Genomic DNA, 23,999 nt, shown 5'->3' on the forward strand with positions numbered 1-23,999 from the left:
AACTATTGTGCTATTAGTTCTTCTAATTCTTTTTCTTTAGCAATTCTCAATAATGCTTTTCTGTATTCTGTTGGCATTACTTTGACAAAATGCTTTTGTTGATTTTCCCAATCTTCAAGGATTCTTTTTGCCAATGGACTATTGGTATACATAGAATGGTTTCGAATCAGACGTTTCAATTTTGTCAAGTCATCCTCTTCTAAAGTTTCAAATTCGACCATTTCCATATTACAAACTCTGCTATCGAACTGTTTTTTATCATCAAAAACATAAGCAATTCCACCGCTCATACCTGCAGCAAAATTTCTACCTGTTTTTCCAAGGACTACTACAGTTCCCCCTGTCATATATTCACATCCGTGATCTCCAATTCCTTCGACAACCGCTGTTGCGCCTGAATTTCTAACGCAAAAACGTTCTCCGGCAATACCATTTATATAGGCTTCACCAGTTATTGCGCCATAAAGAGCAACGTTACCAATAATAATATTTTCTTCAGGTTTGAAAGTTGCTGTAGGAGGAACCTTGATAATCAATTTTCCGCCAGAAAGCCCTTTTCCTAAATAATCATTACAGTTTCCGTGAATTTTATAGGACAATCCATTGGTTGCAAATGCGCCAAAACTTTGTCCTGCTGAACCTTCAAAATCGACTAATATGGTGTCTTCAGGTAAACCTTGAGCTCCATAAATTTTCGAAATTTCGTTGCTCAAAATTGCACCAACAGCACGATCAGTATTTTTAATTTTAAAAGTAACTCTAGTTCTTTCTTTTCTGTAAATCGAAGGAAGAGCCGCTTTTATTATATCAAAATCTAAAACGTGTTCTAATTCGTGATCTTGTGTTGTGGTATTATGATTAGGTACGCTATTTGCTTTTTCTGGTTTATAAAGTATGGTTGATAAATCCAATCCACTTGCTTTATAGTGTTTGATGGCTTTGTTGACATTCAGTTTTTGAGATTGTCCCACCATTTCTTTCAGTGTTTTAAATCCTAGTTGTGCCATAATTTGTCGCAACTCTTCAGCAATAAAATACATAAAGTTGATGACATGTTCTGGAGTTCCCTTGAAATTTTTTCTTAATTCCGGATCTTGTGTGGCGATACCAACTGGACACGTGTTCAAGTGACAAGCTCTCATCATGATACATCCTGAAGCTACTAATGGTGCAGTTGCAAAACCAAATTCTTCCGCACCAAGCAAAGCAGCGATAGCTACATCACGGCCTGTTTTCAGCTGGCCATCACATTCTAAAACTACACGACTTCTTAAATCATTTAAGATTAAGGTTTGTTGCGCTTCGGCTAGTCCAAGTTCCCAAGGAATCCCTGTATGTTGTAATGAAGTTAAAGGTGCTGCACCTGTTCCTCCGTCGTATCCTGAGATCAAAATCACATCGGCTTTTGCTTTAGCTACACCAGCTGCGATTGTTCCAACACCAACTTCTGAAACTAATTTAACGTTAATTCTGGCTTCACGATTGGCATTTTTTAAATCAAAAATTAATTGTGATAAATCTTCAATTGAATAAATATCGTGATGCGGAGGCGGTGAAATAAGCCCAACATAAGGAGTTGAATTTCTCACTTTGGCAATCCAAGGATATACTTTTTCACCCGGTAATTGTCCACCTTCTCCAGGTTTTGCACCTTGAGCCATTTTTATTTGAATCTCTTTGGCATTTGTCAAATAGTTTATAGAAACACCAAATCTTCCTGAAGCAACTTGCTTGATAGCACTATTTCTGGAATCACCATTTAAGTCTTTTTGAAAACGTTTTGGATCTTCTCCACCTTCTCCAGAATTACTTTTTCCGCCAATTCTGTTCATCGCAATGGCTAAATTCTCATGGGCTTCTAAACTGATAGAGCCATAAGACATTGCGCCGGTTTTAAATCTTTTTACAATTTCTGTCCAAGGCTCTACTTCATCAATTGAAATAGGATCAAGGTTGTTAAATTCGAATAATCCTCTGATAGTCATAAGATTTTTGCTTTGGTCATTAACCATATTTGCATATTCCTTATAGCTTTCTGGACTGTTTAATCGAACCGCTTGTTGCAATTTTGCAATTGTGGTTGGGTTGAACATGTGTTTTTCTCCAGACCTTCTCCATCTGTAAATACCACCAATTTCTAGAGGTAATAGACTTGCAACTTTTGAATTTGGGAAAGCTTTTTGGTATCTTTTTTTAACTTCTTTTTCTACTTCCATAAGTCCAATTCCTTCGATTCTTGATGGAGTGTTTGGGAAATATTTTGAAGTGAATGTTTTGTTTAATCCTAAAATTTCAAAAATTTGTGCTCCTCTATATGAATGCAAGGTGGAGATACCAATTTTGTTCATAATTTTCAGAATCCCTTTTGCAATTGCCTTGTTGAAATTTTTGATTGCATAATCAGCATTTACATTGGTAATAAAACCTTTATCAACTTGGTCACGAATAATTTCGTTTACCATATATGGATTAATCGCACTGGCACCATAACCAAATAATAAGGCAAAATGGTGCGGTTCGCGAGGTTCAGCAGATTCAATAATGATTCCCAATTTTGAACGAACTTTCAAAATATTTAGCGAATGGTGAATGTAAGAAGAAGCCAATAACATTGGAATTGGCGCCATTTTTTCACTCACGCCTCTGTCAGAAAGAATAACTATGTTACAACCTTCGTTGACTGCTTTGAATGTGGCAGCTACACATTTCTCTAAAGCGCGTTCCAAGCCATTAACTCCTTTTTTTATTTCGTATAAGGTAGAAATAGTTACTGATTTGAAATCGGGATGGTTGACGCTTCTTATTTTATCCAAATCCTCATTTGAAATAACAGGATTGTGAATTTTTAATTTCTTGCAATGTTTTGGAACAATGTCAAAAATATTGTAATCACCACCAATTGCCAAGCTGATGTCGGTAATGATTTCTTCACGAATACCATCCAAAGGGGGATTTGTGACTTGTGCAAATAATTGTTTAAAATAGTTGTATAAAAGTTGTGGTTGGTCTGATAATACAGCTAGTGGAGTATCATTACCCATGGAACTAATGGCTTCGGCTCCACTAGAACCCATTGGGTTTATGATAGTTTTCAAATCTTCAATTGTATATCCAAACAATCTCTGTCGGGTTTGAAAATCTATGTTTTCAACAGGAATGACATTGTCTGTATAAGGAATCTGTGAAAGGTGCAACATATTTTCATCTAACCATTTTTTGTATGGATGTTTGGTTACGACAGAATTTTTTACTTCATCATCTTCAATAATTCGTCCTTCATTCATATCAACTAAGAACATTTTTCCTGGTTCTAATCGGCCGTGCTGTACAACATCTTCTGGTTTTATATCAAGAACTCCAATCTCTGAAGACATAATTACAAAACCACCTTTTGTAAGCGTATAACGAGATGGACGCAATCCATTTCTATCCAATAAAGCACCAATTACGTTTCCGTCAGTAAAAGGAATCGAAGCTGGCCCGTCCCATGGCTCCATGATACAAGAATTGTATTCGTAGAAAGCTTTCTTGTCTTCGGACATGTTTTGGTGTTTTTCCCAAGCTTCCGGTACGACCATCATCATGGCTTCGGGTAAAGAACGACCTGTCATCAACAATAATTCAACGACCATATCCATAGAAGCTGAATCGGATTTTCCTTCTAATATAATTGGAAATAATTTTTTGATGTCTTCCCCAAAAACGTCGCTTTTCATCAATTCTTCACGAGCACGCATTCGGCTAATATTTCCTCGAAGGGTGTTTATTTCGCCATTATGGCACATATATCTGAATGGTTGCGCCAATTCCCAAGAAGGGAAAGTATTGGTAGAAAAGCGTTGGTGAACCAAAGCTAGTCTAGTAACCAAATCATTATCTAATAAATCAATGTAATAAGGACTAATGTCTTCGGGTCTTAAAAGTCCTTTATATATTATGGTAGTAGTTGAAAAACTTGAAAAATAAAATCGGTGACTTTCTGAAATCTTTGAATTGATTACAGTGTGTTCTGAAATTTTTCTGGCGGCAAACATTTTAGCATTGAATTGCTGCTCTGTTAAATCCAAACCATTTTTACCAACAAATACTTGTTTTACGGTTGGTTCTTTTTCAGCGGCAATTTGTCCTAAATTAGAAGGATCCACAGGAACGTCTCTCCATCCTAAAATTTGTAGGTTTTGATTTTTGATTGACTCCTCAAAAGTAGTTTTGCAAAAAGCAATTTGATTTTTACTTTTTGGCATAAAAACCATTCCTACAGAATATTCTCTTGGTTCTGGAATTTCAAAATCACATACTTTCTTAAAAAAATTATGTGGAATATCAAATAATATTCCAGCTCCGTCTCCGGTTCTACCGTCAGCACTTACGGCACCCCGATGGTCTAAATTTATTAAAATGTCGAGTGCTTTGTGAATAATGTCATTCGACTTGATCCCATTCAAATTGCAAATAAATCCTGCGCCACAGTTGTCGTGTTCAAATTCCGGCAAATAAAGGCCTTGTTCTTTAACTTTCATGCTTGATAATTTTTATGCAAAAATATAGTTTTCATTAATTACTTGAATTTTAAAATTTGCGTTTAACTTATTTTTACTATAATGTTAAAAAAACGTTTAATAAATAACAATAAATCATTCTTATACATTCAAATTGACAAAATGATAATTCAATTTTGGTATACAAATGCAATTTGATGTTGGGTTACTATAATTCCCGCTTTATATTTAAAATACGCAATCGATATAGTGGTTTATAATTTAATATTTCTCATAAAATGTGCCACTAATTTGTTGATGAAGGTACAAAATGTATATTTAAATAGATAAATTTTCATTAAATGATATTTATGTTTTTATAATGAAAAAAGATTTTAGTTTTAAGATGAATTTCGCTATTTTTGTACCACTTTTTAAAAGTCAAACAATTCAATCATGGATATACACGAATACCAAGGAAAACAAATACTAGCCAGTTATGGCGTGAAAGTGCAACGTGGTTATGTTGCTAACAATCCAAAAGAAGCGGTTGCTGCGGCAAAACAATTAACTGCTGAAACCGGAACAGGATGGCATGTTATTAAAGCTCAGGTTCATGCAGGTGGACGTGGAAAAGGGGGTGGAGTTAAGCTAGCTAAAAACCTTCAGCAGGTTGAGGAATTAGCTGAACAAATCATAGGAATGCATTTAATTACACCACAAACTTCTGCCGAAGGCAAATTAGTGCATAAAGTTTTAGTTGCTGAAGATGTTTATTATCCTGGCGAAAGCGAAACTTCTGAGTTTTATATGTCAGTTTTATTGAATAGAAGTAAAGAACGTAACATGATTATGTATTCTACCGAAGGTGGAATGGATATTGAGCATGTGGCTGAACATACTCCTCATTTAATTTTTACTGAAGAGATTGATCCAACAGTAGGATTACAAGCTTTTCAAGCTAGAAGAATAGCCTTCAATTTAGGCCTTTCAGGAAATGCTTTTAAAGAAATGGTTCAGTTTGCAGATGCTTTATACAAAGCTTATATTGGTTCTGATGCTTCGATGTTTGAAATCAATCCGGTTTTAAAAACTTCAGATAATAAAATCATTGCAGTTGATGCCAAAGTAAATTTAGATGATAATGCTTTGTATCGTCATCCAAAATTAGCTGAAATGCGCGATGTTCGTGAGGAAAATCCAATCGAAGTAGAAGCAAAAGAAGCAGGATTAAACTACGTAGATCTTGATGGAACTGTAGGTTGTATGGTAAATGGTGCCGGACTTGCTATGGCAACGATGGACTTAATAAAATATGCAGGTTTTGAACCGGCAAACTTCTTGGATGTTGGTGGAACTGCCGATGCAAAACGTGTCGAATTAGCTTTCCGTATAATCTTGAAAGATCCAAACGTAAAAGCAATTTTAATCAATATTTTTGGCGGAATCGTTCGTTGTGACCGTGTTGCTCAAGGTGTTGTTGATGCATACAAAAATATGGGAGATGCTATTAAAGTACCAATAATTGTTCGTTTGCAAGGAACTAATGCTGTTATTGCAAAAGAATTAATTGATAATTCAGGAATGCCAATTTTATCTGCCGTTGAATTTCAAGAAGCAGCTGATCAAGTAAAAGCAGCGCTTTCTTAATATTATAGTTACATATTTTATAAAATAAGAAAATCCTGAACGAGAGCTCAGGATTTTTTTTGGACAATATCATTAATAATTTTGATGTGATGTTTGGTGTGTATGATCAAGAATTTTTCGGTTTCTTTTAGATTTAAAACTCCAAAATAAGAATGGATAAAGTTGCAGTTATCATTCAAATGATTCAATAAACAAACTGAAAATTTTGCGTTTTTTAACTGTAAAAGCAAATCATCTAAAGTAATCTCATCAAAGGATTGAACTGATTTTGGTGCTTTTGCTTTTCCTCTAGGTATAACCCCGGTTATAAATACAAATTGCTTTTTAAAATTAAAACTTCTCTTATATTCATTAGGTTTAGAGTTTTTTAACGTTTCGATTATTAGGATTAATACCTTTAAAGTATGGTTTATATGCCATGAAACATTGCTTTTTGATACGGATAAATTTTCTATATCTCTATACTTAATTTTAGTTTCTAATTCCTCTAATAATAAATGGAGTTTTTTCATTCTCTATTTTTTTTACCAAAATTGAACTTTACTTTTTCCACAACTTGAACTTTTGGAGCAGGTTTCTTAAAAGATTTCTTTTTTGTCGCTGAGCTTTTTTGTCCGGGTTTTTGATCACCTCTGGCTCTTTCTTCGTCTTTTGGTTTTGCTTTAAATTCAGCTCTTTCTGAAACTCCTTCTTTTACTGGGATTTGTGCTTTGTGTTTAGCCAAAACCGCTGTTGGATTCTTCGGATTTTCTTTAGTTCCTCGCAAATGAATCACTAATCCATTTAGGAAATTGCGTAACACTTGGTCACCACATTCCACATAATTCTCGTGATCTTCGGCACGGAAAAAAGCACCTAATTCTGATTTTGAAATTCTGAAATCTACCAATTCCAAGATTTCAACTATTTGGTCATCTCGCAACATCAGTGCGACACGCAGTTTTTTTAGTATATCGTTATTCGTCATTTTTTATATTTTAAAGTTTAATTTCAAACTTGAATTAAAAAAGCCAAAGATACGCTTTTACAAAATTATCTCGCCATAATTTTTCGTTATGTTGTCCGCCTTTTACTATTTTCACTTTTGTCATATTGTTACATTCACATCTTTTTTCGGCAATCAAATCATCTATTTTATTAATGTTTGTAATCATTATTTTTTTGTCACTTTCATCACCTTCATTATCGCCGCAAAGAAAATAAATTTTGGTTTTTAGTTTTGGAGTTTTTTTAGTTAAATCAATTATTTCTTCTTGGTTAAACCAAAAAGATGGCGAAAAAATTCCCGCTCTCCCAAAAACTTCAGGATATTTTAAAACGGCATAATAGGAAACCAATCCGCCAATTGAACTTCCCATAATAGCAGTGTTTCGTGCATTTGTTTTTGTTCTGTATTTCATGTCTATTTCTGGTTTTAACGTTTTTACAATAAACTCAAGATAATTATTGGCATTTCCACCTCCATATTTTGCGTTTTTATAGGGTGTTAATTCGTTAATTCGTTTTTCATTTCCGTGTTCAATACCCACGACAATTGCTTGTGCGTTAAGGCTATCAAGTTTTTCGTCTATATTCCATTCTCCAACAAAGGAAGTCTTTGCATCAAAAAGATTTTGTGCATCGTGCATGTAAATTACGGGATATTTCTTTTTAGATAAATCATAATTCTTAGGTAAATAAATCCAAATTTTCTTTACATATCCTAATTGTGGTGCTTCGATTGTAAAAGTTGAAACTTGTTTTGAAGCCGTGCTTTGTTGTGCGATGGTTTTTCCTGACGCAATAAAGAGTATAAAAAGTAGTATGAATCTTTGAATCATTGTTTGGAGTATATATTTCAATTTAAAAATAATTTTTTAGCTAAAATTAATGATTAGATGAGCACTTTCGAAAATAAAAGAAGTTTACTTTCAGAAATGATTGCATTTGCCACTGTGGACGGTAGTTTACATAAGAAAGAATACGCATTTTTAGGCAATTGTGGAAAGAAATTAAATATTGACAAAACTAAGTTTATTGATGTATTTCATCAGGATTTACCTCGAATAGTTATAAAATCTGAGTTCGAACGCTTCCAGTAGTTTTATCGTTTGACTTTATTAATGCATTGTGACGTCGTTTTACATTATAAAAAAGAAGGGGCTATCCAACAAATTGCAATTAATATGGGTTGAATACAATAATTGCCAACCGTATTCTCTAATGATGAAAATGACTAAAAGCCCAATAATTGATGTTGATGTATTATTGGAAATTTTTAAGTTACAGCATAACTAAGTTTATAAAATTAAATCATTATTCATGTGAAATCATGGTGATTAATTCCTTTACAGAAATTGGTTTTGCGATATAACCAAATATATCTTTATACGTTTTAGACTTGTTTTTATCTTCAACAGCTATGGAAGAACTTACTATATAGATTATAATTTTTTTGCTGATTTTAGATTTTATCATTTTTATTTCTTCCATAAATTCCCAACCATCCATAACAGGCATATTTATGTCCAGTAAAATAATATCAGGAAGAGATTCAATATCTTCTAATATATTATTTAATGCATTTATGGCCTCTTTTCCATTTAAGAATGAGGAATGTGCTGAAAAAACACCCGATTTTAAAATCAATTTATCGATGATTGTTTGGTAAATGCGATCATCATCAATAATCCAGATTATCTTTTTTTTCATTTGATATAGATTTTAAAAGTTGTACCTACATTGACGACGCTGTCTACGGTTATGATTCCACCCATAGCATCAATTTGGTTTTTTGTTATAAATAGCCCAATTCCCCTTGCATCTGAATTATTACTGAATGTTTTGTACATTCCAAAAATTTTATTACCGTGTTTTTTTAAGTCAATTCCAATACCATTATCTGAAATTTCAATGACATCTTTGTCATTCTCTTTTTGCAAGTTTATTGTAATAATTGGTTTTCGTTGGGGATGCTTGTAGCGGATTGCATTTGAAATTAAATTATAAAGAATACTCTCCATATACGCTGAATTATAGTTTATCAATGCATCATCGGGTATGTTTGTGATAAAGGAAGCTCCGTTTAACAGTATTTGTTCTGAAAGTACACCTTTTGCTTTTGAAATATACATGTTTAAATTCAGTGGCTTAACTACTAAGCTCATATTTGTATTTATATTTACAACTTCGTTCAGGTGTATCATTGTTTCGTCAAGTGAATTGGAAACAGATTTTAGCAAATGCATCATCGCATTGCGTTCTTCTACTGAATCAGCAGATTCTATTAAATTGATAATAGATTCAATATTGCTGGTATGTGATCTTAAGTTATGTGAAACAATATAAGAAAAATTGAGTAGTCTTTTATTCTGTTCAGTGACTAATTGCAGCGAGTTATTTAAGTCTTTCTCGGCTTCTTTCATTACGGTTATATCAATCATGATACCTCTGGATATTACCGGTTTCCCATCTTCAAAAACGTAATTCATATTGTCTCTTATCCATATTACTTTTTCGCTTTTAGTAATCATTCGGTATTCGAAAACATGATTTGTATAGTTTTTGTTTTCTTTGGCAGATAGTGTCATTGCAAATTCCCGGTCTTCGGGATGTATATGATCTTCCCAAAAACTTGGACTTCCCCAATAATCATCTACTGAATACCCTAGTATATCTTCTATTTTTTTGCTTATAAAAGTTGGAGAATTTGTTTCTAAGTCGTACTCCCACACGATACCGTCTATTGTGTCAATTAGTGATTTATAACGTGCTTCATTTCTTTTATTTAGCTCTTCAGCCTCTTTTCTCTCCGTAATATCTTTGATAAAAGCAATATGGGTAGCAGGCTTTTCATCGTTTTCCCAAAGAGGAGAAATGGTCAGATTAACCCAAATAATTTTTCCAGATTTGGTGAGACATCTTTTTTCCGAAAAATATTCCTTAATTAAACCTTCATTAAGTTTTTTTATATTTAATAGGGTATTATCTATGTCATCAGGATGGGTTAAACTCCCCAAGCCTTTCTCTTTAATCTCGTTGTGTGTGAAACCAAGCATATTGTAAAACTTTTCATTGGCTTGCAATAAATCAAATTTGTAGGCATCTATTATCGCAAAACCAATAGTGGCTTGTTCAAAAACAGTCTTGAACTTCACTTTATTTTTTAAGAGTTTTTTCTCCTGTTCTTTTAACAAAAGTCTTAACTCTTCGGGTTTTTCCAATAATTTTGTTGTTAAAACACCAAGCAATATGGCAATAATAAAGCCTAAAATTGCACTTAACAGAATTTGAGGATAAATTCTAAATGGTTTTTTGGTAATCAAATAGAGTTTCCAATCGCTATCAGAGATGTTTTGGGAAATATAGTAGCTTTTATCTAAATTTGTTTTGGAAGGAAGATAAAATTGTTCTTTGGAAGTATTTGGGTTTTTCTTTGAAAACTGGAAATAATAGTTGGATTGATCAATAGAATTAATTCCGGAGGCTTTTAATAAAGTTTCCAATTTAATAATTACTGAAGAAAATCCCCAAAACTTGTTGTTATTGTAAATGGGGAGTCTTCCTACAATTCCAACCCCTCCTTGTTTTAAATTAAGGGGTCCGGCAAAATAAATTTTTTGTGTTTCAACAGATCTTTTAGCTTCTTTTTTAAGGTATTCAGAATTTAAAATGTTTAAATTCATCGCAGCCTCATTGCCTTTCATTGGATAGATATACTTGATTATTCCATCAGGAACTAATTGAACTACACTGACAATAGGATTTAATTTTATGAGTTGTTTACTGATGGTATCAAAATTTTTAGGGATACCATCGTTATTAAGAGTAAGAGCAAGTGAAGTAGTTGTGGTGTAACAGTTTTTTAAAGATTCCTCAATATTTTGATGAGCATTTGTTAAAATAATATTCATTTTATTTTGTTCCTCTTCTCTCTGAATATGATTTCTTAACAGACTTACAAAAAGAGTGGCAATAGTAATAGCTATGAATAGTAAAAACCCAGAAACTCTGGGTCTATTTGAAAACCAATTTATGAAATTAGTCCAGTTTTTCTCATCTCTCATTTATTGTTTTTTGATAGGCTTGGGGCCAATTTTCTTAATTAATTTGATAAACTTACTATTTTTTTATTAAATAGTGTTTAACATAAAGTCAATTTATAATTAAAAGTTAAAAAGCAAAATTAGACAAGTACTGAAGGTTTTAAGTAGATCGTTTAATTTCAAGAGGTTAAGCAGGTTTATACTAATTGTGCCTGGAGTGCTTTAATATCGTCCCGCAGTTTTGCAGCTTGCATAAAATCTAAATCTTTGGCTGCTTTTTCCATTACTTTTCGTTTCTCCCGAATCTGTTTTTCGATTTCTGGTTTCGAAAGGTATTCCGTGATGGGCTCCGCGGCTATTGAACTAGTATAGCCCAATTCATAATCTGCTAATGGATTTTTTGTAAAGGCACTTTCTATTTTCTTGTTTAAAGCCTGAGGAACTTGATTATTTTCAATATTAAAATTAATTTGTTTCGTTCTGCGGTAATTGGTTTCATCAATAGTTTTTTGCATACTTGCCGTAATTTTGTCAGCATACATAATCGCTTTTCCGTTGAGGTTTCTCGCCGCACGACCAATGGTTTGGGTAAGCGAACGGTGACTTCTCAAAAAGCCTTCTTTGTCGGCATCGAGAATGGCCACCAGGGAAACTTCAGGTAAATCCAATCCTTCACGCAGTAAATTCACGCCAATCAAAACATCGAATAACCCTTTTCGTAAATCCTGCATAATTTCAATGCGTTCCAAAGTGTCAACATCTGAATGGATATAACGGCAACGAATTGAAACTTTGGTTAAATATTTTGCCAATTCTTCCGCCATTCTTTTGGTTAAAGTAGTAACCAAAACACGTTCGTCAATTTCGGCTCTTGCTTGGATTTCCTCTATTAAATCATCAATTTGATTCAAGCTAGGACGAATTTCTATTATTGGATCCAATAATCCTGTTGGACGAATGACTTGCTCGATATAAACTCCATCGGTTTTTTGTAGTTCATAATCGGCTGGTGTTGCCGATACATAAATGACTTGGTTTTGCATCGCCTCAAATTCCTCAAACTTCAACGGACGATTGTCCATCGCAGCCGGAAGCCTAAAACCATATTCTACCAAGTTTTCTTTTCTGCTTCTGTCGCCGCCATACATGGCGTGAACTTGCGAAAGCGTAACGTGACTTTCGTCAACAACCATCAAGTAATCTTTTGGAAAATAATCCAATAAGCAAAATGGTCTTGTGCCGGCTTCTCTGCCATCTAGATAACGGGAATAGTTCTCAATTCCGGAGCAATAACCTAATTCGCGAATCATTTCTAAATCAAAATTGGTTCGTTCTTCTAGTCTTTTGGCTTCTAGATGTTTGCCAATTTCTTTGAAATAATCAACTTGTTTAACCAAATCCTGTTGGATTTCCCATATAGCACTTTGTAATGTGTCAGGCGAAGTCACGAACATATTCGCGGGATAAATGGTAAGTTGTTCGTGTCTCTCGATTACTTTTGAAGTTTTGACATCAAAAGCTTCAATTTCTTCGATTTCATCACCAAAAAAGTGAATTCTAAAAGCATCATCTGCATAACTAGGATAGACTTCGAGTGTGTCTCCTTTTATTCTAAAGTTTCCGGGATTAAAATCGACTTCTGTCCTGGAATATAAACTTTGAACCAAACTATGTAATAATTTGGTGCGGGAAATAACTTGGTTTTTCTCGATGGCAATGACATTCTTCTGAAATTCCACAGGATTTCCAATACCATAAATACACGAAACCGATGCCACAACTATAATATCTCTTCGCCCTGAAAGTAGTGAGGAAGTAGTGCTCAAACGCATTTTTTCCAGCTCTTCGTTGATGGATAAATCCTTCTCGATAAATACTCCAGAAACAGGCATAAAAGCTTCAGGCTGGTAATAATCGTAGTATGAAACAAAATATTCCACGGCATTATTCGGAAAAAATTGTTTGAATTCTGAGTATAATTGTGCCGCCAATGTTTTGTTGTGTGCTAAAATCAAAGTAGGTTTTTGCACTTCCTGAATGACGTTAGCTACAGTAAATGTTTTTCCGGAACCCGTTACCCCCAATAAAGTTTGATAGCGTTCGCCTGCCTCAATCCCTTGAGCTAATTTTTCAATGGCTTGTGGTTGGTCACCTTTGGGCTGGTAATCGGAGATAACTTGAAATTTCATTTACTATTTTTCAGAATTACAAAGTTACAAAGTAATACAAAAAAAAATAGTTTAGAAAGACTTAAAACTTCCAGTTTTTTTGTTGAGATTCTGATTGGAATGTCCAAGCGAGAATTCTACTGTTTTTTTGTCCTTGTGCCATATCAATGGTTTTTACTTCGGCGACATTTACTTTATTCAATGTTTTATAAAAACTGGCCAAATTTTCTTTTTTTGATACTAAAGTTGTAAACCATAAACATTGCATTGGATATTTAGCACTTTCGAAAATCATTTGCGTTACGAAACCAGATTCTCCGCCCTCACACCATAATTCGGCATTTTGGCCACCAAAATTCAAAGTTGGATTTTTAGTTCTAGTTTTTTCAAGGTTATTGACTTTGCGAATAGATGATTTTGTAGCTTCTTCTTGGGAGTTATGAAACGGCGGGTTACAAATCGTTAGCGAAAAACGATCTTCGGGAGTAATGATGTTTTTGAAAATAAAACGCGATTCGGTTTGGAGTTGCAAACTTATAGCGTCCATTAATTTTGGATTATCTTCTATGATTCTTTTACAGTTTTGAATGGCTTTTTCATCTACTTCTGTACCAACAAAGAACCAACCATATACAGAGTTTCCCAATATTGGATAAATACAATTTGCCCCAATGCCAATATCTAACACTTGAACATTTTCGCCTTCAGGCACAACACCATTGTTGTTTGAAGCCAATAAATCAGCAATATAATGAATGTAATCTACTCGACCCGGAATAGGAGGACAAAGGTAATTATCTGGAATATCCCAATTTTTGATATCGTAATTAGCAATTAACAAGGCTTTGTTGAGTGCTTTTACAGCTTTGGGATTACTGAAATCTATAGTTTGAATATTATGTTCATTAATAGCAACAAATTGTTGAAGTTCAGGACAAGTTGTAATTAATTGTTCAAAATTATATCCTAATCGGTGTTGATTTTTAGGATGTAAATTGGTTTTTTCGATAATCGGTTTCAGTTTCATTTTTTCTATTCAGGTGGCAAAGATAGTTGTAATATTTGGAACACGGATATAACTGATAGAAACGCTTTTTTTGCCACAGATTATAAAGATTGTCGCATTTTTTTTATTTATGCTCGTGAAATTAATCCCAACATTCCATAAGCAATAAATCGCCTTCATTGTGTTCTATAATTACCAATCCATCTGCAATCACGTGATTACTGCTTCCGGTTCTGTAACCTATGGTTAGTGTGTCATTAGATAATGGATAAAATAGATTCTTGGAGTGAACTCCTGTAACATTTCCGATTGGGATGAGAGAAATTGGTGTGCTGGCAGGATACCATTTTTCGAATTTTTTGGGCAATAAAAATACTTTTGAATGGTCGTCGAGTACAACGATTTTTAATAAATCTCGGTATCGGGTAATATTTGTCAGGTTTGTAATGGTATGATCAGCGCGCTTTCCGGTTGCCCAGACTACGTTTGCGGCAGGAATTTTTCTTTCGATAAGATAATCAAATGCTTTCTCTAAATCGGTTTTGTTTTGATCTGGCGTGTGGACAATTTCTAGTGGAAATTGTTTTTCCTTGTAATATTCCGGATCAAACCCTCGGTCGAAATCGCCCAGTAAAACATCTACTTTTATGCCCAATTCCACAACACGTTCCATTGCTGAGTCAAGTACTATAACTAATGGAGACCATTCGAGTAATTGTCCTAATAATTCTATGTTGCAGGAAGCGCCGTTTGCAATAATCAAAGCTGGTTCTTGGTCGTCTCGAACGATATGGTGTGAAGACATAGTTAATTGTGAATTACGAATTGAAAATTACGAGTGCAAAGATAGTGATTCATAACTCGGAATTTGTAATTACTGGTTTTTTAGCCCAGATAGCAATTAAAAACAAAACAGTGTTGAAAAATTTAGTTTTGCCAGGTTTCAAGAACGACCAGCGGAAGTTCCTTGAAGGCTTTGGAAAACTATTTTTAATACTGTTTTTTTGTAATGGATAGCTGGAATGGCTTCTTATTGAATCACATAATTTCGGATGTCAATTTCGCTTAGGGAAAAATACCCCAAAGCATAATTGTTGAAATCTGTCGTATTTACAATGTTTCCCCTCACGGTTGCGGAAGGAGATTGAAACGGAGCTCCATTGTTATTTCCTGCAATGCTAATTAAAACTTTCATATAATTTGAATACGTTTTTGATATTCCAAAATGCGTTATTTTAATTGCATCTCCAATTTTTAAATCGTTATTTTGGGAAAGACTGAAAAATTCATTTCCTTGAAAATAGGTGTCTTCGCCAATATAATAATTGTCTAATAATGGATTTTGATAGCCATACACATACATATAATAATTTTCTTCGGAAGCCGGATCGTTGAAATAGGTTTTGATTTCTATCGTTTTTCCGAGAAAACCACCTTGATTGTTTTGAACAATTTTAGTGATTGGCGCCACTGGTTTTAGGGTTTCTGTAGCGGTATAAGTTTGGCCTTTACTAATTATTGTTAAGGTGTAGGTTTCATTTAGTATTGGAATAAAATTGGTGCAAACATATTCGCCGGTATTTGGTTTTTCGATGAAATAGAAAATGACTTTGGAGCTGTTTTTAACAAAAATAGTTGCCCCAGAAACTTTTGGAATTACATTACTGTAATAATCTGTGGTGGTTGTTAATTTTATTTTCTGTTCATTTCCTAAGGTACCTTTTTGCCAGTTTATGGATGCTTCAATGACAAGTTTTGGAGGTGCATTTTTCAAATCTACTTTGACAACGTCTTCACAACTATTGAAAAAAAATGCGATTATAATAACAAAAAAGAGTTGTGTTTTTTTCATTTTGATTAAAATTTAAAATTATAACTAACGGCCGGAACAACTCCAAAAATGGAAGTTTTTACAGCTTCATTGTTACCAGTATCTGTATTTTGCCTGAAAGTAATGGAAGCGGCATTTTTTCTGTTGTAGACATTATAAATGCTAAAAACCCATTCGCTTTTCCAACTTCTTTTATCGTTTTTATGCGGAGTTAAGGTGGCTGAAATATCTAAGTGATGAAAGGCGGGAAGTCTATTTTCATTTCTTAATCCAAAACTTGGTATTGAAACGCCGAGGTATTCGTATTTACCATTTGGATACGTTACTGGTTGACCGGTCTGAAAAATAAAATTGGATCCAAAAGACCATTTTTTGTTTAAATTGTAGGAACCTGTTGCAGCAAAATTATGCAATTTATCATAGGCAGAACTATACCAATTTCCGCTGTTTATTCCTGTTTCCTGAGGTGTTCTTCCTGACGTTTGTTGTTCAGATTTTGATATAGTATAGGAAATCCAGCCATTTAATTTTCCTTCATTTTTGCGAAGCATTATTTCTAAACCATAAGACCGCAATTGACCATTTAGAATCACTTGTTCAACGGCATTATTGGCAACTAAATTTGCTCCGTCAATATAATCCAATCGATTTTGTATTTTTTTATAATAGGTTTCTACCTCTAGGGAATACCTATTTTCTTTGAAATTCCTAAAATAGCCTAAAGCAACTTGGTCTGCAATTTGTGGTTTAATATAATTATCGCTCGGTGTCCAAACATCTAACGGAGTAGGTGATGAGGTGTTAGAAACTAGCTGTAAATACTGAGCTATTCTATTATAACTTGCTTTTATGGATTGATTTTCATTAAGTTGATACCCTGCAGTAAAACGTGGTTCCAGATTGTTATAGCTTTGAATAACTTTGTTTTTATTGTAGAATTTGGTTCCAATAGGAGTTGCACTTTCATAAATCTGGATATCCGAATTAAAAGTTACGGGATTGTTATCAGCATAAAAGTTTACAGTTGATTGTCCTAAACGATAGAAGAGACTGTATCGTAAACCATAAGAAAGAGATATTTTTTTTGAAATTTCCTGTTCAGCATTAATATATAATGCAGGCTCAAATGCCTGTTTTTTGTCTAATTGATTGTAATTAATGCCCGAATCTGAATTAGATGGTTTTATAGTTCCGGGATTGAAGTTATAATAAATACCGTTAACGCCATAATTCAATTTGAATTTATCAGAAATATAATTTTTAAAATCGTATTTTATATTGTAATTTTTGATGCCGGAATCCCATTTGAATCCTACGAAATCTAGGTCCAAGCCATAATAATAATCACTGTAAATAAGGGAGAGATTTGAGAATAATTTTTCTGAAAACAGATGATTCCAACGCAGGTTTAAGGTCGAGTTTCCATAAGTGTTAGTAAAACTTTTACTGATGGAAAAAACATCTCTGCCAAAATATCCCGACAAATACAAGTTGTTGTTCGGGTTTAATTTATAGCTTAATTTTGTGTTTAAATCATAGAAATAAGCTGTATTGTCTTTTTGTTTTTCAGAAAGTTTCAAAAACAAATGAGCGTAAGAACTTCGTCCTCCAATCAGGAAAGATCCTTTGTCTTTTACAATTGGACCTTCGACCAAAATTTTACTGGTTATTAATCCAATCCCACCATTAACGTGAAATCCTTTGCTGCTACCATCTTTTTGATAAATATCTAAAACAGATGACGCTCTGCCTCCATAACGTGCCGGAATCCCTCCTTTGTATAGCTTTAAATCTTTGATTGCATCAGGATTGAAGACAGAGAAAAAACCAAAAACGTGTGATGAATTGAAAATAGTGGCTTCGTCCAATAAAATTAAATTTTGGTCGGCACCGCCGCCACGCACATTAAAACCTGACGCACCTTCGCCTGCATTTGAAACTCCCGGAAGCAATAAAAGGGATTTAATAATATCAACTTCTCCAAAAATAACCGGCATTCTTTTGATAGTAGAAATGGATAGTTTATTAACACTCATTTCAGGTTTCCGAATAGTGGTTTTGTTGCTGTTATCAATAATCACTACTTCTTGCAAAACAGTTTCATTGCTAATTAGGTTGTAATTTTTTTTTGTGTTTTGTTTCAGGTTTATTGTTTCTTCAATAGTTTGATAACCTAAATAGGTTATTTGAATTTTATAAATCCCTTTTGGCAGCGTGAGCGAATAAAACCCATATTCATTTGTGGGAATTCCTGTTTTTAATTCAGGAATTGTAACGTTTACGCCAATAAGGGTTTCGTTGCTATTAGAATCAGTAACGGTTCCGCTGATTGTAAATTTCTCTTGAGAAAAAGAAAATAGTGTCGCTAAAAGAAAGAGAAATAAGGTGACAATTTTCTTTGAAATCATTGTTAAAATTTTGTGGTGTAAATTTCGTAAAATAAAATGCAAATTACTATCAACATTTGTTAATGAATTACTAATAAAAAAAAAGACGACCGTTTCGGGTCGTCCTTTATATAATAATGATAAAAAAACTTATGCTAATTTAGCTTCCAAGTTTTCTTTAATTGCTGCCAAGAAATTCTCAGTAGTTAAATAATCGTCAGCAGTCATTCCTTCCGGTTTAACTAGGATAGCTAAATCTTTAGTCATTTTTCCGCTTTCAACAGTGTCTATGCAAACTTGTTCTAAAGTATGACAAAAATCAATTAACTCTTGGTTTCCGTCTAGTTTTCCTCTGTGTTCCAAACCTCTTGTCCAGGCAAAAATGGATGCAATTGGATTAGTAGAAGTTGCTCTTCCTTTTTGGTGCTCTCTATAGTGACGTGTTACGGTTCCGTGAGCAGCTTCTGCTTCAACGGTTTTTCCGTCAGGAGTAACTAATACAGAAGTCATTAATCCAAGTGAACCAAATCCTTGTGCTACAGTATCAGACTGTACATCACCATCGTAGTTCTTACAAGCCCAAACAAACCCTCCATTCCATTTCATACAAGACGCAACCATATCATCAATAAGTCTGTGTTCGTATGTAATTTTTATTGCTTCAAATTTTGATTTGTAGTGTTTTTGAAAAACTTCTTCAAAAATATCTTTGAAACGACCATCATAAGCCTTTAAAATGGTATTTTTTGTTGAAAGAAACAAAGGCCATTTTTTGGTTAAAGCCATTTGGAAAGAAGAATGTGCAAATCCATAAATGCTTTCGTCGGTGTTGTACATAGCCATTGCTACGCCGTCCCCTTCAAAATCATAAACTTCCCAAGTTTTGGTTTCGCCTTCTTCAGGAACAAAAGTCATGGTTAATTTTCCTTTTCCTTTGATAACAGTATCAGTGGCTTTGTATTGATCTCCAAATGCGTGACGACCAATAACGATAGGTTTTGTCCAACCTTGAACGTACCTAGGAACATTTCTCATAATGATCGGCTCACGAAAAACGGTTCCACCCACGATGTTACGAATAGTTCCGTTTGGAGATTTCCACATTTTAGAAAGATTAAATTCTTTCACGCGTTCTTCATCTGGAGTAATTGTGGCACATTTGATGCCAACATTGTATTTTTTTATAGCTTCTGCCGAATCAATTGTGATTTGGTCATTTGTAGCTTCTCGGCTTTCAATTCCTAAATCGTAATATTTAATGTCTAATTCTAAATAAGGGAGAATTAATTTTTCTTTGATAAACGACCAAATAATTCGAGTCATTTCATCGCCATCCAATTCAACCACTGGATTGGCCACTTTAATTTTTGCCATAATGTATTGATGTGTATAATAATATTCTATAATGTGCGCCGCAAAGATAATAAAACGTTTTCGTATAAAGGAATGCGTTTTCATTAAGTTTTTATTTACACAAAATGAATTATGAAATCAGTAATTTTTACTTTTATTATCGATAAATTGAAAAAACTAGAGCGTATTTTTATAGAATTGTAGATTTTTCACGCTAATTTATGTCAAAAAAAACTCCCAAACGAATTGGGAGTTTTATGAATAAGAGATAGTAGGCTACCTTCTTTTGTCTCTAATCTTAGCTTTTTTACCAGTAAGCTCTCTAAAGTAGAAAATTCTAGCTCTACGAACGTGACCTTTTTTGTTGATTTCAATTTTTTGCAAAGCTGGCAAGTTTACTGGGAAGATACGTTCTACTCCAATTGCACCTGACATTTTACGAATTGTGAAAGTTTCTGTGTTACCAGAACCTCTTCTTTGAATAACAACACCTTTAAAAAACTGTGTTCTTGTTTTTTCACCCTCTTTAATTTCGTAATAAACTGTGATAGTATCACCAGCTCCGAATACAGGGAAATCTTTTTTTGCTACCAATTCGTCTTTAACGAATTTCATTAAATCTGCCATTTTTATTTTTTATTATGGTTTTAAAAAGAGCAACATTCACGGTTTTCGCCAGAGGTTGGTCTAATGAGGGTGCAAATGTAAAAAAAAGTTATGAGTTATGGGTTATGAGTTCTGAAATATTTTCACAAAAAAACGCTTAACTTTTTAGTTTATAACTTCTAACTCTCTTCGAGTAAATCCGGACGTCTGTTTTTAGTATGTTCATACGCCATATCTTCGCGCCATTTGTCGATTTTGGCAAAATTTCCGCTAGTTAAAACTTCTGGGACTTTCCATCCTTTGTAATCGGCAGGTCTTGTATATATTGGTCCGGACAATAAATTATCCTGAAAGCTATCCGTCAATGCTGAGGTTTCATCGCTCAAAACTCCTGGAATCAATCTTATAAGTGTATCACTTAAAACCAAAGCGCCTAATTCTCCTCCCGACAAAACATAATCGCCAATCGAAATTTCTCTAGTAATAAAATGGTCGCGTACGCGTTGATCCACACCTTTATAATGACCACAAAGAATGATGATGTTTTCATACATCGACATTGTGTTAGCCATTTTCTGGTTCAAAGTTTCCCCATCCGGCGACATATAAATGATTTCGTCGTAGGTTCTTTCGCTTTTCAAATGTGTAATACAATCATCAATAGGTTGGATATTCATCACCATTCCGGCACCACCGCCGTAAGGATAATCGTCCACGCTTTTCTGTTTGTTGGTCGTATAATCCCGTAAATTATGGATGTGAACTTCCACAATTCCTTTGTCGATGGCACGTTTCATCATCGAAGCCTCGAAAGGACTTCGAAGCAATTCTGGGAGAACGGTAATAATATCAATGCGCATAATTTATTTTCTAGGATGCAAAGGTACAAAGTTTTGGAGATTGAAAAGTTCAAGGTTTTCAAATTTTCAAATTCTCTATTTAATTCGTAAATTTGCACTTCAATAAAAAACAATAAAAATGGAAAACGGAATATACGCTAAATTCAACACCACAAAAGGATCGATTTTAGTAAAACTAACACACGATTTAACTCCTGGAACTGTAGGGAACTTTGTAGCTCTTGCAGAAGGAAATATGGAAAATAAAATAAAACCTCAAGGGGTTAAATTCTATGATGGATTGAAATTCCATAGAGTAATTCCAGATTTCATGGTGCAAGGTGGCTGTCCCCAAGGAACTGGAACCGGAGATCCTGGATACAAATTTGATGATGAGTTTCATCAAGATTTGCGTCACGATGCGCCAGGTGTTTTGTCTATGGCAAACTCAGGCCCGGGAAGTAACGGATCACAGTTTTTTATCACACACGTTGCAACTCCCTGGTTAGATGATAAACACACGGTTTTTGGAAGCGTAATTGAAGGTCAGGATGTTGTTGATGCAATTGCTCAAGGCGATATATTAGAAACTCTTGAAATTATCAGAGTGGGTGAGGAAGCTAAAAACTGGAATGCAATTGAGGCATTTGTTGGTTTAAAAGGTGCTCGTTTGAAACGTGCTGCAGCCTTAAAAGCAGAAACAGAAGCAAAAATGGAAAAATTAGCTGCTGGTTTTGAAAAAACAGAAAGCGGTTTGCGTTACCAATTTATACAAAAAGGAGACGGCAAACAGGCTGAAAAAGGAAAAACAGTTTCGGTTCACTATGAAGGTTCTTTAGAAAACGGAAAAGTTTTTGATTCTTCTTATCCAAGAAAAAAGCCTATTGAATTCAAATTAGGGATAGGTCAGGTTATCGAAGGTTGGGACGAAGGAATTGCCTTGTTGAAAGTGGGTGATAAAGCACGTTTCGTTATTCCATCTGATTTAGGTTATGGACCAGCAGGAGCAGGTGGGGTAATTCCACCAAATGCAACGTTGATTTTTGATGTGGAATTAATAGATGTGAAATAATCTTAAATACGCAAAGCGATATTATTTTAAAGCTTCCAGCCTTCGAAAGGTTGGAAGCTTTTCTTTTTTAAGAGAACTTTTATTTTTTCCACTTAATATTACAACCTAAACTTGGTTTTTGATTAGGATTTATGATTCGGTTATAAATCACGCCGTCGATTGCACCACGCAAATCACTACCGCTTAACGGAATACCATTTCCAGGTCGGCTGTCGTCAAGTTGACCTCGATAAACCAATTTGTTTTGGTTATCAAAAAAATAAAAATCTGGTGTGCAAGCTGCATCATAAACTTTGGCCACTTCCTGGGTTTCGTCATATAAATAGGGAAATTCAAAATTATTTTCGAAAGCGAATTCGGTCATTAATTCCGGTGAGTCTTGTGGAAATTCATTCACGTCATTACTTGAAATAGCCACAACGCCTATGCCTTGTACACGATAATCATTGGCAATTCGAACCACTTCGCGAATAACGTGATGCACAAAAGGACAGTGATTACAGATGAACATAACAAGAGTTCCTTTTTCGCCTTTTATATCTGCAAAAGAAAAATAACTATCGGCAGAATTGGTGTCTTTTAAATAAAACTCGGGAGCAATAGTCCCCAGTGCTAACATATTCGATTGAGTTCGTGACATTTTTTGTTTCGATTTTAAAGTTTAAAGGTAAGAAAAAATGATTGTTTTAAATTGAAATCTGTAAATTTGGAAAGAAAAAATTGTATGCTTTAAAACAAAACTATGGATTTATCCTGGACAGAATTCGAAAAAGTAGAAATGAGAGTGGGAACAATACTCGAAGTCAATGACTTTCCCGAAGCTCGCAAACCTGCTTACCAACTCACTATTGATTTTGGTTCCAATATTGGCATTCGAAAAACTTCGGCACAAATAACTAAACGCTACAATAAAGAAGATTTAGTAAATCGCCAAATCATAGCCGTGGTTAATTTTCCCAAAAAGCAAATCGGAAAATTTATGAGTGAATGTTTAGTGCTCGGGGCAATGGGTGAGGAGGGCGACGTGATTTTATTGGCGCCTGATTTTAAGATTGAAAATGGACTGAGAATAGGATAAAAAAAGCCCGAAAATCTTTCGACTTTCGGACTTTTTAGTTTTGGTTAGTTATTTTTGGTTGTTGTATTACAATTAAATATCGTCAAATTCAATATCAGTAAAACTTGATGTTGAAGGCAATTCATCGTCTTCTATTTTGTCAGAAGCATATTCTTTTTTGAAATCTTTTTGATGTCTTTCAGAGATTACTTCCTCCCCTTTATGGTTCAAAACATAAGAAGTCATTTCTTCCAGAATTTCAGTGAAAGCAGCAAAATCTTCTTTGTACAAATAAACTTTGTGCTTTTTGAAGTGAAAAGAACCATCTGCTTCGGTAAATTTCTTGCTTTCGGTAATGGTGATATAGTAATCGTCCGCTTTTGTGGCTCTCACATCAAAGAAATAAGTTCTTCTTCCAGCTCGTAAAACTTTCGAAAATATCTCTTCTTTTTCTAACATATCATTTTCTCTCATAATCATTCTGCCAATTTTGTGTTGTTAAAGTAACCAAAAATCTAAAAAATATAT

At 34.1% G+C, this 23,999-nt stretch carries 20 protein-coding genes; 4 read left to right on the plus strand and 16 right to left on the minus strand.

Features of this window, described 5'->3' with window-relative positions; genetic code table 11:
• Nucleotides 1–2 precede the first annotated feature (2 nt).
• The gene (gene gltB, locus IR213_RS09055; protein ID WP_194311985.1) at nucleotides 3–4,520 is read right to left on the minus strand and encodes a glutamate synthase large subunit; all 4,518 of its coding nucleotides are present in this window, start codon (nucleotides 4,518–4,520) and stop codon (nucleotides 3–5) included.
• Nucleotides 4,521–4,934: 414 nt separating this feature from the next.
• On the opposite strand from gltB, the gene sucC reads away from it, so the two are divergent.
• Nucleotides 4,935–6,128, plus strand: a complete 1,194-nt coding sequence (sucC, locus tag IR213_RS09060; RefSeq protein WP_194311986.1) for an ADP-forming succinate--CoA ligase subunit beta — start codon at nucleotides 4,935–4,937, stop codon at nucleotides 6,126–6,128.
• Between the two features lie 47 nt (nucleotides 6,129–6,175).
• On the opposite strand, the gene IR213_RS09065 is transcribed toward sucC, so the two are convergent.
• From IR213_RS09065 to IR213_RS09075, 3 genes are read right to left on the minus strand one after another with little or no spacing between them, the layout of a single operon-like run.
• The gene (locus IR213_RS09065) at nucleotides 6,176–6,640 is read right to left on the minus strand and encodes a DUF1569 domain-containing protein (protein WP_194311987.1); all 465 of its coding nucleotides are present in this window, start codon (nucleotides 6,638–6,640) and stop codon (nucleotides 6,176–6,178) included.
• Nucleotides 6,637–7,095: a DUF1456 family protein gene (locus IR213_RS09070; RefSeq protein ID WP_194311988.1), complete on the minus strand. Its 459-nt coding sequence runs from the start codon at nucleotides 7,093–7,095 to the stop codon at nucleotides 6,637–6,639. The genes IR213_RS09065 and IR213_RS09070 overlap by 4 nt, the downstream gene beginning before the upstream one ends.
• Nucleotides 7,096–7,129: 34 nt before the next feature.
• Nucleotides 7,130–7,948: an alpha/beta hydrolase gene (locus IR213_RS09075; RefSeq protein ID WP_194311989.1), complete on the minus strand. Its 819-nt coding sequence runs from the start codon at nucleotides 7,946–7,948 to the stop codon at nucleotides 7,130–7,132.
• 57 nt (nucleotides 7,949–8,005) lie between these two features.
• Here IR213_RS09075 and IR213_RS16315 point away from each other — a divergent pair, with 57 nt between their 5' ends.
• Nucleotides 8,006–8,209 carry a hypothetical protein gene (locus IR213_RS16315; RefSeq protein WP_228479147.1) on the plus strand — a complete coding sequence of 68 codons (204 nt, stop codon included), beginning with the start codon at nucleotides 8,006–8,008 and terminating at the stop codon, nucleotides 8,207–8,209.
• A 214-nt stretch (nucleotides 8,210–8,423) separates the two neighbouring features.
• Here the strand turns inward: IR213_RS16315 and IR213_RS09085 are convergent, their stop codons facing one another.
• The 10 genes from IR213_RS09085 to trmD all read right to left on the minus strand — a co-directional run bounded on the left by IR213_RS09085 (nucleotide 8,424) and on the right by trmD (nucleotide 21,363).
• Nucleotides 8,424–8,819 (minus strand): response regulator, encoded by a 396-nt coding sequence (locus tag IR213_RS09085; RefSeq protein WP_194311990.1) that lies wholly within the window; start codon nucleotides 8,817–8,819, stop codon nucleotides 8,424–8,426.
• Nucleotides 8,816–11,173 carry a PAS domain S-box protein gene (locus IR213_RS09090; RefSeq protein WP_194311991.1) on the minus strand — a complete coding sequence of 786 codons (2,358 nt, stop codon included), beginning with the start codon at nucleotides 11,171–11,173 and terminating at the stop codon, nucleotides 8,816–8,818. Before IR213_RS09090 ends, IR213_RS09085 begins: the two co-directional genes overlap by 4 nt.
• A 176-nt stretch (nucleotides 11,174–11,349) precedes the next feature.
• On the minus strand, nucleotides 11,350–13,341 hold the full coding sequence (gene uvrB, locus IR213_RS09095) for an excinuclease ABC subunit UvrB (protein WP_194311992.1): 1,992 nt from the start codon (nucleotides 13,339–13,341) through the stop codon (nucleotides 11,350–11,352).
• A gap of 61 nt (nucleotides 13,342–13,402) precedes the next feature.
• Nucleotides 13,403–14,347 (minus strand): 23S rRNA (adenine(1618)-N(6))-methyltransferase RlmF, encoded by a 945-nt coding sequence (gene rlmF, locus IR213_RS09100; protein WP_194311993.1) that lies wholly within the window; start codon nucleotides 14,345–14,347, stop codon nucleotides 13,403–13,405.
• A gap of 121 nt (nucleotides 14,348–14,468) precedes the next feature.
• Nucleotides 14,469–15,131: a thiamine diphosphokinase gene (locus IR213_RS09105; protein ID WP_194311994.1), complete on the minus strand. Its 663-nt coding sequence runs from the start codon at nucleotides 15,129–15,131 to the stop codon at nucleotides 14,469–14,471.
• Between the two features lie 225 nt (nucleotides 15,132–15,356).
• A complete protein-coding gene (locus IR213_RS09110) occupies nucleotides 15,357–16,178 on the minus strand; it encodes a DUF4249 family protein (protein ID WP_194311995.1) in 822 nt (273 codons plus the stop codon).
• Nucleotides 16,179–16,183: 5 nt separating this feature from the next.
• Complete coding sequence (locus IR213_RS09115; protein ID WP_194311996.1) at nucleotides 16,184–18,565, minus strand: TonB-dependent receptor; 2,382 nt, start codon at nucleotides 18,563–18,565, stop codon at nucleotides 16,184–16,186.
• Between the two features lie 129 nt (nucleotides 18,566–18,694).
• The gene (locus IR213_RS09120) at nucleotides 18,695–20,002 is read right to left on the minus strand and encodes an isocitrate dehydrogenase (NADP(+)) (protein WP_449404261.1); all 1,308 of its coding nucleotides are present in this window, start codon (nucleotides 20,000–20,002) and stop codon (nucleotides 18,695–18,697) included.
• A gap of 171 nt (nucleotides 20,003–20,173) precedes the next feature.
• The gene (gene rplS, locus IR213_RS09125) at nucleotides 20,174–20,524 is read right to left on the minus strand and encodes a 50S ribosomal protein L19 (RefSeq protein ID WP_194311997.1); all 351 of its coding nucleotides are present in this window, start codon (nucleotides 20,522–20,524) and stop codon (nucleotides 20,174–20,176) included.
• A 158-nt stretch (nucleotides 20,525–20,682) separates the two neighbouring features.
• Nucleotides 20,683–21,363, minus strand: a complete 681-nt coding sequence (trmD, locus tag IR213_RS09130) for a tRNA (guanosine(37)-N1)-methyltransferase TrmD (protein WP_194311998.1) — start codon at nucleotides 21,361–21,363, stop codon at nucleotides 20,683–20,685.
• 118 nt (nucleotides 21,364–21,481) lie between these two features.
• Here trmD and IR213_RS09135 point away from each other — a divergent pair, with 118 nt between their 5' ends.
• Nucleotides 21,482–22,414, plus strand: a complete 933-nt coding sequence (locus IR213_RS09135) for a peptidylprolyl isomerase (protein ID WP_194311999.1) — start codon at nucleotides 21,482–21,484, stop codon at nucleotides 22,412–22,414.
• Between the two features lie 79 nt (nucleotides 22,415–22,493).
• Here the strand turns inward: IR213_RS09135 and IR213_RS09140 are convergent, their stop codons facing one another.
• Nucleotides 22,494–23,054: a thioredoxin family protein gene (locus tag IR213_RS09140; RefSeq protein ID WP_194312000.1), complete on the minus strand. Its 561-nt coding sequence runs from the start codon at nucleotides 23,052–23,054 to the stop codon at nucleotides 22,494–22,496.
• Between the two features lie 102 nt (nucleotides 23,055–23,156).
• Between IR213_RS09140 and IR213_RS09145 the strand changes: the two genes are divergently transcribed.
• Nucleotides 23,157–23,492 carry a tRNA-binding protein gene (locus tag IR213_RS09145; RefSeq protein ID WP_194312001.1) on the plus strand — a complete coding sequence of 112 codons (336 nt, stop codon included), beginning with the start codon at nucleotides 23,157–23,159 and terminating at the stop codon, nucleotides 23,490–23,492.
• A 72-nt stretch (nucleotides 23,493–23,564) separates the two neighbouring features.
• Here the strand turns inward: IR213_RS09145 and IR213_RS09150 are convergent, their stop codons facing one another.
• Complete coding sequence (locus tag IR213_RS09150; protein ID WP_194312013.1) at nucleotides 23,565–23,945, minus strand: PUR family DNA/RNA-binding protein; 381 nt, start codon at nucleotides 23,943–23,945, stop codon at nucleotides 23,565–23,567.
• Between the last annotated feature and the right edge of the window lie 54 nt (nucleotides 23,946–23,999).

It is taken from the genome of Flavobacterium soyangense, from assembly GCF_015277675.1.
Classification (GTDB): Bacteria; Bacteroidota; Bacteroidia; order Flavobacteriales; family Flavobacteriaceae; genus Flavobacterium; species Flavobacterium soyangense.